The organism is Gluconacetobacter brunescens, from assembly GCF_048695475.1.
GTDB lineage: Bacteria > Pseudomonadota > Alphaproteobacteria > Acetobacterales > Acetobacteraceae > Gluconacetobacter.
This window is the reverse complement of record NZ_JBLHEN010000003.1, coordinates 254,098-269,371: the sequence shown is the minus strand read 5'-3', so window position 1 is coordinate 269,371 and position 15,274 is coordinate 254,098. Positions and strand designations below refer to the sequence as shown.

Annotated in this window: 12 protein-coding genes and 1 pseudogene; 8 read left to right on the top strand and 5 right to left on the bottom strand. The window is 61.1% G+C overall.

Annotated features, from left to right (window positions below; all coding sequences use genetic code 11):
* Positions 1-91: 91 nt before the first annotated feature.
* The 4 genes from ACMAUO_RS19360 (at position 92) to ACMAUO_RS19345 (ending at position 5,332) form a co-directional block, all read left to right on the top strand.
* Complete coding sequence (locus ACMAUO_RS19360; protein ID WP_420358533.1) at positions 92-550, top strand: CBS domain-containing protein; 459 nt, start codon at positions 92-94, stop codon at positions 548-550.
* 308 nt (positions 551-858) lie between these two features.
* Positions 859-3,501: a TonB-dependent receptor plug domain-containing protein gene (locus ACMAUO_RS19355; protein ID WP_420358532.1), complete on the top strand. Its 2,643-nt coding sequence runs from the start codon at positions 859-861 to the stop codon at positions 3,499-3,501.
* Positions 3,502-3,758: 257 nt separating this feature from the next.
* On the top strand, positions 3,759-4,856 hold the full coding sequence (locus ACMAUO_RS19350; protein WP_420358531.1) for an FAD-dependent oxidoreductase: 1,098 nt from the start codon (positions 3,759-3,761) through the stop codon (positions 4,854-4,856).
* 5 nt (positions 4,857-4,861) lie between these two features.
* Positions 4,862-5,332 (top strand): c-type cytochrome, encoded by a 471-nt coding sequence (locus ACMAUO_RS19345; protein WP_420358530.1) that lies wholly within the window; start codon positions 4,862-4,864, stop codon positions 5,330-5,332.
* 113 nt (positions 5,333-5,445) lie between these two features.
* On the opposite strand, the gene ACMAUO_RS19340 is transcribed toward ACMAUO_RS19345, so the two are convergent.
* The 3 genes from ACMAUO_RS19340 to ACMAUO_RS19330 form a co-directional block, all read right to left on the bottom strand.
* Entirely contained in the window at positions 5,446-6,642 is a 1,197-nt protein-coding gene (locus ACMAUO_RS19340) for a pyridoxal phosphate-dependent aminotransferase (RefSeq protein ID WP_420358529.1), read from the bottom strand.
* Between the two features lie 136 nt (positions 6,643-6,778).
* Positions 6,779-7,663, bottom strand: a complete 885-nt coding sequence (locus tag ACMAUO_RS19335) for an iron-containing redox enzyme family protein (RefSeq protein ID WP_420358528.1) — start codon at positions 7,661-7,663, stop codon at positions 6,779-6,781.
* Positions 7,656-8,516, bottom strand: a complete 861-nt coding sequence (locus ACMAUO_RS19330; RefSeq protein WP_420358527.1) for a methyltransferase — start codon at positions 8,514-8,516, stop codon at positions 7,656-7,658. Before ACMAUO_RS19330 ends, ACMAUO_RS19335 begins: the two co-directional genes overlap by 8 nt.
* Before the next feature lie 115 nt (positions 8,517-8,631).
* Here ACMAUO_RS19330 and ACMAUO_RS19325 point away from each other — a divergent pair, with 115 nt between their 5' ends.
* From ACMAUO_RS19325 to ACMAUO_RS19315, 3 genes and pseudogenes are all read left to right on the top strand, one after another.
* Positions 8,632-9,717 (top strand): ATP-grasp domain-containing protein, encoded by a 1,086-nt coding sequence (locus ACMAUO_RS19325; RefSeq protein ID WP_420358526.1) that lies wholly within the window; start codon positions 8,632-8,634, stop codon positions 9,715-9,717.
* Between the two features lie 144 nt (positions 9,718-9,861).
* The gene (locus ACMAUO_RS19320) at positions 9,862-10,041 is read left to right on the top strand and encodes a hypothetical protein (RefSeq protein ID WP_420358525.1); all 180 of its coding nucleotides are present in this window, start codon (positions 9,862-9,864) and stop codon (positions 10,039-10,041) included.
* A 287-nt stretch (positions 10,042-10,328) separates the two neighbouring features.
* A pseudogene (locus ACMAUO_RS19315) lies at positions 10,329-10,613 on the top strand (IS481 family transposase); the annotation flags it as partial.
* A 272-nt stretch (positions 10,614-10,885) separates the two neighbouring features.
* Here ACMAUO_RS19315 and ACMAUO_RS19310 read toward each other — a convergent pair.
* Positions 10,886-11,314: an SRPBCC domain-containing protein gene (locus ACMAUO_RS19310; RefSeq protein ID WP_420358524.1), complete on the bottom strand. Its 429-nt coding sequence runs from the start codon at positions 11,312-11,314 to the stop codon at positions 10,886-10,888.
* A gap of 49 nt (positions 11,315-11,363) precedes the next feature.
* On the opposite strand from ACMAUO_RS19310, the gene ACMAUO_RS19305 reads away from it, so the two are divergent.
* Complete coding sequence (locus ACMAUO_RS19305; protein WP_420358523.1) at positions 11,364-12,167, top strand: DUF6597 domain-containing transcriptional factor; 804 nt, start codon at positions 11,364-11,366, stop codon at positions 12,165-12,167.
* Between the two features lie 698 nt (positions 12,168-12,865).
* On the opposite strand, the gene ACMAUO_RS19300 is transcribed toward ACMAUO_RS19305, so the two are convergent.
* Entirely contained in the window at positions 12,866-15,142 is a 2,277-nt protein-coding gene (locus ACMAUO_RS19300) for a hypothetical protein (RefSeq protein ID WP_420358522.1), read from the bottom strand.
* Between the last annotated feature and the right edge of the window lie 132 nt (positions 15,143-15,274).

Genomic DNA, 15,274 nt, shown 5'->3' with positions numbered 1-15,274 from the left:
GTCTTTTGCCGCGCCCACTCCCATCTGATCGAAACGGACAGGTCCGCGACGCACACGCCAGATCAATAACCCGCAAAAGGGAGAAGACGTCATGACCGCCACTGTTCTCCAGGCCCTGGAAAGCAAGGACCGCCACCTCTTCACCGTCCACGAAAATACGCCGATCCGCGAAATCGCCCGTCTGATGAAGCAGAACCGCATCGGCGCCGTTCCCGTGCTCGACGAACACGCCCATCTCGCCGGCCTGATCTCGGAACGCGACCTCGTCGCGGCACTGGCCGGGCACGGCATGGACGTCGCCCATCTTGCGGCCCACGAGATCATGGCCCGCGACGTGCCGACGACAACGCTCGACGAAGAGATCCTGAAGGTCGGCCGCAAGATGACCGATTACCGGGCCCGTCACCTGCCCATCATCGAGAACGATGCCGTTATCGGCATCGTAAGCATCGGCGACATCGTGAAATTCCGGGTGGATGAAGCCGAACGTCTGGCATCGGCGATGCAGGATTATGTGTGGCGCAGCGACCATGCCTCGGTCGGCCGCTGATCATCGCGTCCCGCCCCGGCGAGGAGAGCACCACAGACGGAGTTACGACAAAAAACTTATTACGATACCGCATCCATAGGCACGAAGCAAGACAATCCGCCCGCCCGCCCAACGCCAGACACCTCACCCTTTTCTTGCATTTTATTTCAGAATTATAATAATAAATGTCATATGCGATATATATGCAACAATGTTAAGACTCAGAACAGATTCGTTTTGGCCTCCATATTTTTATATTGAAATGAAATCGCGATCCGCTTCACGTTATCTCGACGTCGCAACAAATGGCGCGGGAGCACAGTAATTCCATGACCCTAAGGCGAAGCCTGATCGCAGCCACCATTCTCGCCATCCAGTTCGACGTCGCCAGCGCGATCGCCCAGACCGCAACGACGTCTGCAACACCCCCAACCGGCCAGCGTTCCGCTGCAAAAAGCCGGAAAATATCGGGTACACCTGCCAATTCCTCCAGAACGCCCACCGCAACGGCACCCGTGACCGCCGCTCCCGCGGTCTATCAGGCCCCGCCCGATGCCGGCGAAGCCGTGATCGTGACCGGCACCCATGACAGCAACCGCCACGCCCGCCAGAGCAGTTCGCCGATTTCGGTCGTCACGGCGGCAACCCTGACCCGTTCAGGGCAGTTGAACCTGGCGGATGCGCTCACACGCACATACGCCTCCATCAACGTACAGGCCAAAGGCAGCGACACCGCCGCCCTCACCTCGTCGATCCGCATGCGCGGCCTCAACCCCAATCAGGTGCTCGTTCTGGTCGATGGCAAGCGCCGCCACGTCACGGGCAACATCATCCAGAACTCCGGCCCCAGCTTCGGCGCCACCGGCGTCGACCTGAACATGCTGCCCGCCAACATGATCGACCATATCGAGGTTCTGGAAGACGGCGCCGCCGCCATGTACGGTTCCGATGCGATTGCCGGCGTCGTCAACATCATCACAAAGAAAACCAACCATGGCCTGAATGTCTCGGCACAGACCGGCGCGAACGCCTATAATGGCGACGGCTGGCAGTACCAGGTCAATGCCGATGGCGGTTTCAAGCTCGGCAATGACGGCTACATGCATCTGAGCGGGCAGGTCTATCACACCGATCATTTCGTCACGAAAGGCGCCAAAGACCATCGTCTTCTCGGCTACTGGCCGGAAGGCGCCAGCACCAGCGGCTATTATAACGGCATCGTGGCGAATCCGCTCCCCGTTCCCGTCACCTCGAACAAGATCATGAGCACGCCGGAAGAAACGCGCGAGAATCTCGGCATCGACTTCGGAAAACCCATTGGCGAGAAAGTTGATTTCTACGGCCAGATCACCTATGGCCACCGCCATGCGGAAGCGATCCAGAATTATCGCGTCCCAACTATCGCGCCCACGGTCTATCCTTACGGCTTCTCCCCGCTGGAGACGATCGAAGAAAACGACTACGCCGCGATGCTCGGCATGAAAGGCCACGATTTCTTCGGCTTCGACTGGGACATCAGCACCCAGTACGGCGCGGATGAAGATAATATCGGCAACAAGAACACAGCCAATCCGGGCCTGCTGAGCGACCGATGCAACAACGGCAACGTCGCCAATATCTCAACCGTCGGCTGCGGCATCACGCCAACCACGGTACACACGCAGAGCTACCGCAACGCCCAGTGGACCAACAATCTGGATTTCCGGCGGCATATCGACATCTTTCATACGGTCCCGATGACCCTCGCCTTCGGCGGGGAACACCGCCTGGAAACCTACGAGATCGTCGCCGGTGAGCCCTCGTCCTACGAAGTCGGCGGAACCCAGGGCTATGTCGGCATCGCACCGCAAAGTGCCGGAAACTGGAGCCGCGATATCTGGGCAGCCTATATCGACGGCGATTTCCATATGCTGAAGAACTGGGATCTCGATTTCGCCGGCCGTTTCGAACATTACACCGATGTCGGCAATACCCAGAACGGCAAGGTCTCCACCCGCTACGACATCACGAGACGGGTCGCGATCCGCGGCACCATCAGCACGGGTTTCCGTGCTCCGACCATGGCGGAACAGCATTTCAGCACCATGAGCGTCAGCCCGACGGGCGCCGCCGGCCTGCTTCCCGTCAGTTCCGCCGCCGCCGCCCTTCTCGGCGCCCGGCCGCTGAAACCCGAATATTCGGTCAACGCCAGCGGCGGCCTGGTCGTCGAACCCGTCGATGGCTTCCATGTCGAAGCCGATGTCTATCAGATCAATCTCCGCAACCGCATCGGCCAGGGCGGCGTGACCAAAGGGCTGACGGCGATCGACGCGATCCAGGCCATGGGCTACGCCCTGCCGGTCAACGATATCGATCCGCAGAACGTCTCGGCCTATTACTTCGCCAATATCGGCAGCACCCGCACCCAGGGCCTCGACATCAAGGCCGATTACACGTTCCACCTGCACCGCTACGGCAACCTGATGCTCTCGATGGCGCTGGACCTCAACCGCACGCGCCTGCACCACTCCGCCACATCAGGGACTGGCGCATCCCTGCTCAATGCCCAGACGATCGGCTATCTCACCACCGCCTATCCGCGCAGCAAGATCATCCTGAACGCCTATTACACGATCGCAAACTGGGACTTCAACATTCGCCAAACCCGATATGGCGAAACGACCGACATGATGACCTACCAGGACTGGACGAACGGCTCGCTCACCTGCGCGAGCGGCGGCGCCCTGCGTTATTCCAATTCCTGCTTCGGCCAGTTCAAGAACACCCCCCGCTGGCTGACCGATCTCGAAATCGGCTATCGGTTCGACCGCCACTGGCATCTGGCGGTCGGCGCCAACAACGTCTTCAATGTCCGCCCGCGCAGACTGCCGGACATCCTCAACAGCGGCGGCTACACGGTCTATGACGCCAGCTCCTCTCAAGTCCCCATCTCGGGTGGCTATTATTATGGGCGCGTGAATGCCACATTCTAACATCCGCTCTTCATCTGGATGGAGGGAGGGGCATACGGCCCCTCCCCGGCGCCACTTCTGCACTGGGCTTCGCGCATATGACCAATCGGAACAGGACTATCGGACGGAGGCATCTCGTCGCGGGCGCCTCCGCCTGTAGCATCGTCGGGGCGTTCGCGGGGAGCCGCCTCGTCCATGCCCAAGCCCCGCCGCCGGCTCCCCCTGTCCCGCAGCCATCCCCACTCCCACGGCGGCGTATCAGGCTTCAGCCGTTCGATTTGCGGGCCGACCAGATCACCGACATCAAGGTCTGCCTGCGCCCCTTCCGCGCGATGGGCCCGCGCTTCGATGTCGAGCATGTCGGCAACAAGCTGGTCTTCCACAATTACGGCCATGGCGGCAGCGGCTGGTCCCTCTCCTGGGGCTCGGCGAGCGTGGTTGTCGAGAAGGTTTCCACCACCCTGCAACGCAAGGTCGCGGTGATCGGCTGCGGCATCATCGGCCTCACCACCGCCCTCACGGCGCAACGCGCCGGCTTCGACGTCACGATCTACACCAAAGACCTGCTGCCCAGGACACGATCGGTTCGTGCCAACGGCAGTTGGACACCGGATTCCCGTATTTCCCTGACGGCTCCGGCCGGCCCCGAATTCGCCGACCTGTGGGAAAAGATGGCCCGGATCTCCTGGGCCACCTATCGCGACTATCTCGGCCTTCCCGGCAATCCCGTGGAATTCATCGAGCATTTTTCCTTCTCCGACCGGCCGTTCAATGCGCCGCACGAGGAAAAACCCGATGGCCGAACCGGCGATTACGCCTCGACCGGCGTGCCCCAGCATGGCGCGGAATTCGCCCGCTATTCCGATCGCATCAAGGATATCGTGCCGGCGGCGGAAGAACTCACCCCGGCGGAGAGCCCCTTTGCCGCCCCATATGCCCGGCGCAATTCGCTCATGCTCTATAATTTCGCCTCCTACGGGCACCTGCTGATGTCGGAATTTTTCCAGGCCGGCGGCCATGTCGTAATCCGGGAGTTCCACGACCCCAGCGAACTCGCCTCCCTGCCGGAGAAGGTGATCATCAACTGCCCCGGCTACGCGGCGCGCGACTGGTGGAACGACAAGAGCCTGATCCCCGTCAGAGGACAGACGGCATGGCTCCCTCCCCGTCCGGACCTGCCATACGGCCTGCATTATCACGGTGCCTCGGCCGTCTCGAAAACGGACGGACTGATGGTCCAGGCCTATGATCTGGATAACGAGGGCGAGATGGGCAGCGTCGGAAATTCCTTCGAACATCCTGATCGTTCGGAATCGGAAAGAGCGATCAAGGTTCTGGCAGACCTGTTCGCCCGTTCGCCCATTTCGGAAGGGTGAGCCCCATGTCCCGCAAGCAACCCGTCCGCCGCATGCGTTCCAGCACGGTCTATGCGATGGCCCTGACCATCGCCTCCGCTTCCCCGCTTCACGCCGCGAAGCCTACTGCCTCACCCATTCCGTCCTTCACGGCCGAGCAGGCGCAGCACGGGGCAGATCTCTACCGGACCGCCTGCGCCATGTGTCATGGCGCCGATCTCGGCGGCAATTTCCAGACGCCGTCCCTGAAAGGGCGGCTGGTGGCAAGCTGGGCGGGAACACCGCTTTCCCGTCTGACAGGCTATATCCAGCGTGCCATGCCGTTAATGGCCCCCGGCACGCTATCGACGGAAGATGCAACCGCCCTGGTCGCGTTTCTCCTGCATGAGAACGGGGCTCCCCCAGGCAAATCGCCCTTGCCAGTCACGGAAAAGCAGCAGGCATCCCTTAAATTTCCCATCCTCTCGATAGGGCCCGACAATTCCTCCTCCAAATAGGCGGAAAGGAATCCATCGGCATCTCGCGCTGCCGGGGCTGAATGGACTTGTCAGCCCCGGACAGATGCGATGTTCCGCGCCGAAAGGTGCGGAAACACCCACCAGATGACAGATCAGGCGAAGACCTTGTCGGTCGCCGCACAGAATTTCTTCATCTCGTCAGCCGAGCCAACGGTAATACGAGACATATTGGGCCAGACAGGCCAGCTACGGCCGATATCGATCCCCTGAGCCGCATATTGCTGCTTCACATGACGCGCAGGCTGGTTCCAGTTCACCATGAACATGTTGGCGTTGCTGGGAATAAACGCGATCTTGCGCTTGCGCAGATAATCGAACGTCTCTTCGCGCGCGGCAATCATTTCATTGCGGCGTGCCACGATACTCTCGGCCTGCGCCAGGCTCGACGCCCCGATCGCCAGCGCCACGACCGACAGGGTGCCACTCTGGCTCTGGCCATCATAGCGCATCATGCGCGCATGCAGATCCGGGCGCGCGAAACTGAAGCCCAGCCGCAGCCCCGCCATCCCGAACAGCTTCGAGAATGTACGCAGAACGACAACATCCTTGTTCTGCGCCACGAGATAGGCCGCGCTCTTTGTGCCCGCGAAGTGCAGATAGGCTTCGTCCACGACAACCACCGCCCCGGCCGGCTTGTTGTCCACCAGCCACGCAATATCCTCCACCGGCGTCAATGTGCCGGTCGGGTTATTGGGCGAACAGATATAATACAGGCCGGCATTCGGGTCGGCCTTGAGCATCGCCCGCACGTCGGTGGCGTAATTGTTCTTCGCGCTCAAGGGCACTTTAGTGACCTTGATATTCAACCACGCGCCCGTCCGCCAGGAAGCCTCAAAGGTCGGATCAGCCGTCACCAGGCCGCGCGTGGGCGAGCAGAAGGTCACGACAACGCGGGAAAGCGGGTCGCTCGATCCCGGCCAGGGCAGGATATGCGTGGCCGGAATCCCCTCGACCCTGGATGCCGTCTCGATCAGATTGCCGCGAAGATTGGAGGGCTCATACCGGTTCCCCTCCTTGATCACCGCCGCACCGGCTTCGGCCGCGCTGGGGAACGGGCCGGTCCAGCATTCATTGGAGGCAATCCGCACCATGCCGGATTTATCGGGCCGATTCATCTCGGGAATCGGCGCGGGCGCGGGTGCCGCGCGCGCCTCCCCCATCAGATGCGGCAGCGCCGCCGCGGCGGCAACCGGCATGCCCAGCAGGGCTGCGATCCGGCCGAACTGGCGGCGGGAATAGCCGCGCTCCAGCAGATCTTCCCGACCCTCCTTGGGGATCATCGTCGTCATTCGAGCACTCCGCGCTGCCTGTCGTTCTACACGTAGATCAATTACGATCACGATATTGTATGGAGCCCGGACAGAAGTCCACCTTCGATCAGCGCGACCGAGCCCGCTTTCCCCCTCGAAGGGCTCGCGGCCCGCTTCAATCCAGGCCGAAATGCTCCCGATAGCGCCGAAAACATGCGGCCCCACATTCCAGGCGCATCAACGCCCCCTCGGCGATCGCCACCGCGCGCCGCTTGTCTTCCGCGACCAGCGGGCCGATAATCTCCGCGTTCCACGTCGCGGAATGGCGGATATCCAGGACGGCGTGCAGATCGAAATAATGCCGGTCATCCGCCCCGACACCCAGGCGCTTCAGCCCGGCAGCGACCTTGGCCGCCCTGCCCGGCGCCGTCAGTTCGATCACGCCAAGCGCACCGATGGCATGAAACGCCAGATGCCGGTGGGCAGCCAACCCGGCCATGGTGTTGGCGAGCGCCAGCGACTGCCACACCGTCCTCTCGGGCCGGGGCTCCAGCGCCAGGGCATGGACCAGATGCGCCAGCATCGGGCCATGCATGCCCGGTTCGCGGCCATGACCCATCTCGTCCCAGTAATTCCGCGCCAGTTCCAGCTTGGGGCGCGTCGGCATCCGCACCTGCACCAGCGCCGTCAGATCCTCGAAGCCCGCCTCTCCAGCCGCTTCCTGCTCAAGGAACCAGCACATGGCCTCACGTGGCGCGTCATAGGCCAGCCAGGGGAAAAGCGGGTCCCCCTGGCCGGGCCCGACCTGCTCCAGCGCCTCGAACCACACGACGAATGCCGCCGGGTCCTCGGGCGCCAACGCCGCGGCAGACGCGACCCGTGCCCGCATCGCCAGCAGAAAGCGCGCCTCGTCCTCCAACAACGGGCCGAAATCCAGCCCGGCATTCCCCTCGTCCTCGGGCAGGCACGGCGTCAGACGCACGCGATTCAGCGTCGCAAGACCCAGATGCAGGCTTCGCTGCGTCCGCTCGATGCTATCCTCCGCCAGGCTGTCATGCATCGGCGCCATCCCCGTCCTGTTTTCGCCGTGTCATCGTCAGGCAGATCACCGCGATACGCTCCGCGACGGACAACGGCCCCTCCTCCAACTCTTCACCAAAGACATCCGGATCGCGTTCGACGGCCTCCCAGACGAAATCGCCACGATCCAGCAGAGACGCGACATCCCGCAGGAACGGATTGTCCCCGCCGACGATCGCAGTCCCGGTGTAAAGCAGTAATGTTCCCCCAGGCGCCAAACGCTCCATGGCGGTCCTGACAATGGCCAACGACAGCCCCTCCCCCAGCCTGCCGCCGCCATTGCGGTAGAGCCGCAATCGCCGATCCGGCAGATAAGGCGGATTGGCGACGATCAGGTCGAACGCGCCCGAAACATCGGACAGCAGATCGCTCTGCCGCGCCTGAATAGAGTCGACCCCGGCGAGGCCGGCATTGACGCGCGCCAGCCGCAGCGCGGCCGCATTGATATCCACCATCACGGTTTCGGCGGCCGGGTCATGCTGCGCGATCAGGATCGCGCCCAGCCCCGAGCCACAGCCGATATCGACCGCCCGCCGAAGGGGCGGAGCATCACGCAGATAGGCCGTCAGCACGGCGGCAAACCGGTAACTGTCCGGGCCGAAGAATACGGCGTCCGCCGCCTCGGTCGGAAAGGACGAGTGAAAGAACCCGTTCCGTCCCAGCGTCGAGAACCGAAAACGGCTGCGCCACGCCCCATTGTCGGCAACCAGCATGCCCCCCGCCATCGCCCGCTCGAACAGCGGCAAAGGCAACACATCCTGCCGGAACGGCCGGCTCCAGCCAAAGATATCGACCAGATTGCCGGCCCATGCGTTCGTTGGGCGTGCATTCACACGCCGCTGGGTTTCCGGCGTCGGGCACACAAACCGATAGCCCGCTCGCAATAGCGTGATCCCCACCTGCCGCATTGCATGATCCGGATCGGAGATACAGGCGTTAATTCGTTCCATGATGACGCCCCAACGCAGCACAAGGGTCGCCTGTTCCCGCCATCCTGCCAGTCGGGCCGGCTTCGGCGCCATGGAACGGCTGCCGAAACCGATCCTGTGCATCCCCCTCGTCATCCAGTGGCTATGGCTGGGTTTTCGCTACCGCAGCCAGACCCTGCCATCGGTCGTCAATCCGGCGATCGAGACCGGCGGCCTGGCGGGGGAATCAAAATACGCCTGCCTGGCCCGGATCGGCCCGGACCATGCACCATGGGTCGCCCGGACCGCTTTCATTCCCGCCGCCAACCGCCATGCCACGAGTGCGGCGGTTGCCACGCTGGGCTTTCCGCTGATCGCCAAACCCGACATCGGGTGGTGCGGCCACGGCGTCCGACGGATCAACGATGCCGATGAACTGAAAGATTATATCGCGATCTTTCCACCCCATGCCGCCTTCCTTTTGCAGGAACTGATCCCCGGTCCATACGAAGCCGGCCTGTTTTACATGCGCGGGCCCACCGAGGCCCATGGCCGCATTATCGGGCTTGCCGTTCGTCACCCGCCCCAGATCGTCGGCGACGGTATGCGCGCCATCGGAATGCTGATGGCCGCGGATCCACGGCTCGCTCCCATGATTAGGCACTACAGGGCAGCCCTTCCCTCCGGCCGCCTGCACGACATCCCGGCGGCTGGCGAAAGGGTCATCCTCGGCACGGTCGCCTCACTACGGGTCGGAGGACGCTATGAAAACGCGATGCGGCTGAACACCCCCAGCCTCGAGGCGCGCGTCGACGCCATCGCCCGATCCATGAACGGCTTCCATTTCGGCCGCCTGGACGTGCGTTTCGGCAGTGAAGACGCCTTGTGTCGGGGAGACTTCCAGATCATCGAGGTCAACGGCGCCGGATCGGAAGCCATCGAATTCTGGGACCCGACATTGAGCCTGACATCCGCCTATCGCGGCGTCTTCGCCAAGCAGAAGACCCTGTTCGCACTGGCAGCCGAAATGCGAGCCGCCGGTTGCGTTCCGATCGGCACGCCGGCCCTGTTCCGCGCATGGCGCCGACAATTGCGCCTGATGCGACACTATCCGCCGTCGAATTGACGCCCTGCGTCCCAAGGGAAAAGACAGGCAGGACAGATCGGCCTTCGCCCGAACCCTGATTCCTTCCGAAGAGTCATTTACGTGGTCGATGAACAATCCGAGCCATGAAGCGTTATCAGGAGAACCATTCCCGGAGTTCCCGCGATGCTGACCCTTCTCGTGATCATCCTGATCATCTTCGCCATCGGCGGTGGCGGCTATGGTATCCGTTCCGGCTGGTATGGCGGCCCGCGAGGCTCGGGATTCAACGGGCTGGGCCTGTTGCCGATCATCGTGATCATCATCGCCCTGTTCCTGCTCTTCCGCGGCACGGGGGGACCATGAGCGGCCCTCCCCGATCCATACCCACGTCTCCGCACAACAAACGAAAAACCCGTTCTTCTTAAACGGTTTTTCTTACATACCAGACGAATACCGTTGGGATTCGGGGCCTCAAAAGGCACGTCGGCAGGCGTAACGTCCGATCAAGACGGCCAAAGGCGAACCCCTTCCATCGACAGGCTTTGCATACGGCTGGCCGGATGGCCTGCTGCCGGTTTTGAGTAGTCCTTAGGTATTTAGTCCCGGGGTTTGGTGGTGCATTATTTTCACATTGAGTGGAAGGATGCGCCATGGGCCAGGTTCACCACGGGAGCGCCACGACGACAGCGGCAGTCCGTCGAGCGATACAGCATAGTCAAGAGAGCCTGAGGGCTCTGGCGAAGCGTTACGGGATCAACCCGAAGACGGTCGCCAAATGGAAGGGCCGGAGCAGTCTGTCAGATCGACGCACCGGCCCGAAGGTGCCTTCTTCGACCGTCCTGTCGACCGAGGAAGAAGCTATCGTCTTGGCGTTCCGCCGTCATACCTTACTACCTCTGGACGATTGCCTTTATGCGCTACAGGCGACGATCCCACAGGGGATACCGGTGATCCCCGCCCGGCATAGGGCAATACCGCTCAGACGTGCTCCACTGCCGGTCCATCGGATCCTACCGTGCGTCATCGCCGAAAACCCCAACCCCCACCCCTGTAATGATCTCCGCGTGCTCCTTCATGTGGAACCGCAGAAAATCGACGAACGGATCGCAACCATGAAGAGCAGTCGTGAGATTCCGTCGCGATATCTCGACGATCTGGACTGATTAGAGGCCCACCCCAGATCAAAAACATTGAACAGCGTGGCAAATCATCCCAATCCATTTTCCAACAGATCCTTCAATCCACCCAATACAATTCCCCAGTTCTCGACAGAATGTTGAGCCTGCTCTTCAGTTTTACAATTAGATGTCGTCACGGTAACTTTTACATCCCCGTCTTCATCCTTTAGAACGTACCGAATAATCAGCCGCGTGACCGGTAGATCTTCCGTGCCTGAAAAACTCGACCAGTAGCTATAGGAGAGACCTGTCGGCGGATCGAAGGTCAGAACCGTGCCTCGATCTTCGTAGGTCTTACCCTGATAATCCCCCCGAAACGTCATCGGTGAGTCGATCAGCCAATCCGTGGTCAGCTTCGTACCGAAGAAATAGCGCTCGATCTGCGATGGAGAGGTCAGGGCATCCCAGACCGCAATATGGGGCGCTTTAATCAGAATGGTGGCAGATCTTTCATGCATCGCGCTATCCTCAGACACGGAATGAAAAAATTAGGTTCAAAGTCGAACGATGGCTTGTAAAAACCCGACGAAAGCTCCCCCTTCTTTGGATCGCGCCATTCTCTCTCTTCCTGCGGGTATCAAAACCGGGAGAATTTTACCGTCAGACGAGTTGTCGCCGGCGGTAGAGCATTTTTGGTGGGTCCAATGGGATACCGAAGAGGAACAAACCTCTGAAGTCCTGTCGTATCCATCAGTTCACGTCGTGTTCGAGAAGCAGGAAGCGACAGTCGTAGGAATCGTTCGGAAGAAATTCATCCGACGCTTGCATGGGCGTGGCGAAGTTTTCGGTATCAAGTTTCGCCCTGCCATGTTCAGGCAATTTGACGGCACTCCGGCTCATAAAATCACGGATAGAACTTTTCCCCTGGATCTTTTCGTCTGGGATCGTGGGGTCACAGGAAAAATACTTACCTGCCCATCAATGACTGAAAAGGCATATCATACGGTAGCGGCTCTCCAGCTCGCGGCACGAGCGACCGATCCACAGGCCATCCATATTCGCGATCTTGTCGAAGATATTCGGCACAACTCGGAAATGCGCTCCGTCTCTGACCTCATTATGAGATCAGGACTTACAGAACGCTCTTTGCAACGGCTTTTCCGCGACTATCTGGGCGTCCCACCCAAATGGGTGATACGGCGATTCCGGCTTCAGGAAGCCTCTGAATGTCTGGCAAAGGGTCAAGGCACCATAGCTTCCGTGGCGGCAGAATTGGGCTACTTCGATCAAGCCCATTTTGCACGTGACTTTAAGTCGGTTGTCGGTCTCGCGCCCCGGCATTTTCTGGACAAGTTACAAGCGACACGATGACGAAGGAACGGGAGGTAAATCCGATTCGCGCCCTTCCTGGCCTGCCAGCGCCTCAATGCGGCCGCGTGCTACGCGGGATTTCTCCGCCAACTGATTCCTATATGCTTCCAGTTGGTGGGCTGGAACGCAAAAGGCCGCCCTGGGGGCGGCCTAATCGTTTGATATCAAATGGGATTCATGGTTGCGGGGGCACGCAAGCACCGATGCCCACATTCACTTCAGACGGCAATATAATTAAGCAGTATCATAAGTTTAACACCTTAAATCAAGGCAGATACTCGGCTTACCTTCGCTGAAGGGTTACGGCTCGGTCGAGAGAACAGCCGCTTCCTTTCGAACGTCCAACATAGGGTAATACTATTGGCAGGGACCGGGCGCTCGAATGGCTGCTTGGAGAACGATGAGAACTACGTCTCCATAGCACTCTAGAACCCTCTTTATTACTCGAGCGTTTTCTTCTCAATCTGGTTCATATCCAGCGGCGATGAAGAAGTTGGCGCATTCTGTGAGTATGAACAGATCGATGAAAGAGTCGATCCTGTTCGGTGGACTGGTATAATAATCGACGCCTCTTGGCACCGACATTTACCGTTTGGCCACATCGGCTTCGTTAGACGCGCGAGGCTCTGCTTCGAACCCGCTCACCTGAAACGATCGGCAGCGGACGATGAGGGAACCGACCTTTCCGGACGCGTGGGTCAGGCGTCTGATTCCTCGGCTTCCACCCATCCCGTGATCGAGAAAGGCTGGTCCCACCGCTCCAGCATTCTCGCGAATATGACGCATCGGTCGGTCTCGGTCATCTCCATGGCATACTGGCCGAGGAACCGAAGGCGCTCGGGCACCTCGTCCCGGTCTCGCGCGGCAAAGACGTGGAAGGCGGCGACGGCCCGGCGGCTGTCGGCGCACGCGAGCAGGACGCCGGGCCGCTCAGGTCCGTTTCCGCCATCCTCCACCTCGGCCGCGAGCTTCTCCAGCGCGTCCCCGACCCCGCAGCCGGTGCCGGGCGGGACCGCGTCCAGCAGGGTGAGGCCAGTCGTCGTCCAGCCGGGCTGCTGTCCGACCTCTAGTTTCTCCAGCACTGCGGCGACGTATGGTGGAACCCGCGGCCCCGGCTTCGCAGCGTCGCGCTCCATCCCGAGCGCGAGGTGATAGGCATCAATCGCCATCGACATCCGGCTGAAAATACCCTTGTGCGTCCCGGCCGCCACTTCGGCGAGATCGAGCCCCGAGTTGAGATATGTGCCGAGATAGTCGAGCTCGTCGCCGAATACGGACGCGACCCGCTGGATGCGTTCGCGGCCGATCAGGTAGTGCAGGAAGAACAGGGGACGATCGAGGATGTCGGTGCAGGTGCCCAGATCGGCGAGCGTCATTGTCGCCGGTTGCACCAGCTCGTCCGGAAACCAGCCGGCATACTTCAACTCGGCCTGGGCGGAGGCGAGCGTCGCGAAGTCGTCGAGCGTGACAGACAACCGGATGGTTTGCTTGATGTCGGCGGCGTCGATCCCCAAGCCGAGCGACGTCGCCACCGCCACCGCCTCGGCGTCACCCTCGCTGGCAGCCCGCAGGATGTCTTGGAGACGCGCCGACTGGATTGCGGGTTCGACGAGCAGGTTCTTCACATGCCTACGCGCTGAGTTCACCGCGCCGCGGAGCGCAGCGTCGGTCAGAACCGCCGACTTGGCCTCAGCGATCACCACCACCTTGTCGACGACAGCGATCACATCCGTCTCGTAAGGCACGCCCTTCCACGACCACTTCACACCGGGCAGCATGCGCGCGGTAGGCAGCGCGACGGAGATGAGACGCGCCGTCTCGTTCTCCAGATACCGCCCGCGCCGTCGCTCGAGCCGCTTCTCCAGTCCCATCTCGGCGGCAAGCTCCCTAAGCAAGTCAGGCAGGAACCCGACGATAGTTTGGGGAATGAAAAGCAGGAACTCTGCGCCGTCCTTTATAGCCGGCCGCTTCCATACGGGGTTGTCGAGAAACAGGTGCTCCGGCTCCTTCGCGCGGAGCACGCCAGGGACCAAGCCTATCGCGGCGAACACGCTCTCGACCACCTGTGTCGATATGCCAATCCGCGCGGCAAGATCACCGGGATCAACCAGAAACTCCAGCATCAGCCCGGTTGATGCGTACTCATGCAGCATCATTCGCAGCTGCCGAAGCGTCGTCTTGGGCGGCAGCGAGGCCAGGAACTCCTCCGGGTCGCCATCGACCCCGTCGTATCGCTCGAAGTAGGCATGGACGATTGCCTTGCGGGTACGTCCTCGCATGATGCCGTCGAGCAGGGTCTGCCGATCGGATAGGCGTTGCTGGATCAGGTTAACAAGACCGCTCGCGACATCGACGAGTTCGGTCGCTCCGAAGCCGTGGTACGACCGAAATTCGTCGTCCAGCGGGGCATGCAACTCGCGCACGATGCGGACCATCTCGTCGTAACGGCCCCAGTTGCGGATCATCTGCGTCTGGTCGCGCAGCCGTTCCTGAATGAGCGCCACCGCGAGATTCTGGGGATCGGAGCTGACCTTGTCGACCTCCAACGCACGACGGCGCTGGAACGCGATTGCCAGTGCCTTCAACTCGCCCGTCACCTCGCCGATCTGCTGATACGAGGCGCGCTCGACGCCCCACTCCCACCGATCCATTCGCAACAGGATCGCCTGGAGCAGCTCTACATGGTGTTGCTCCAGGCCTGCAAGGAGTCCGTCGACGGCGACGCCGTCAGGACCGACCTTGTGCGTAACGCTCCAGCTCGAGATCGTCGCTAGGACATGCGGCGGGAAGCAGGCCTGCAGGATATCCCGTATCCGCTCGAGGTGGCGCGGAAACGCCTCGGTGGCGGCGTGCGCCTCGGCGATCGAAGTGGCCCGCAAGGCCTCGCGATCGATGTCCCCGGCCTTGACCTCACGGACAATCATTCCGGGCCTACGGAAATGGATTTCGCCGAGTTCATCGATCTTAATATCCATCGTAGCCGCCTGCCGAATGAAGAAAGGGCCCTTTTAAAATCACCTTGAACTCATTTCCCACGTCATCGTCCAGGGTAAGCAGTGCGTTGCGGAACCGGTCCCCCATTACCATCGCTAGCTACGCAGCCGAGA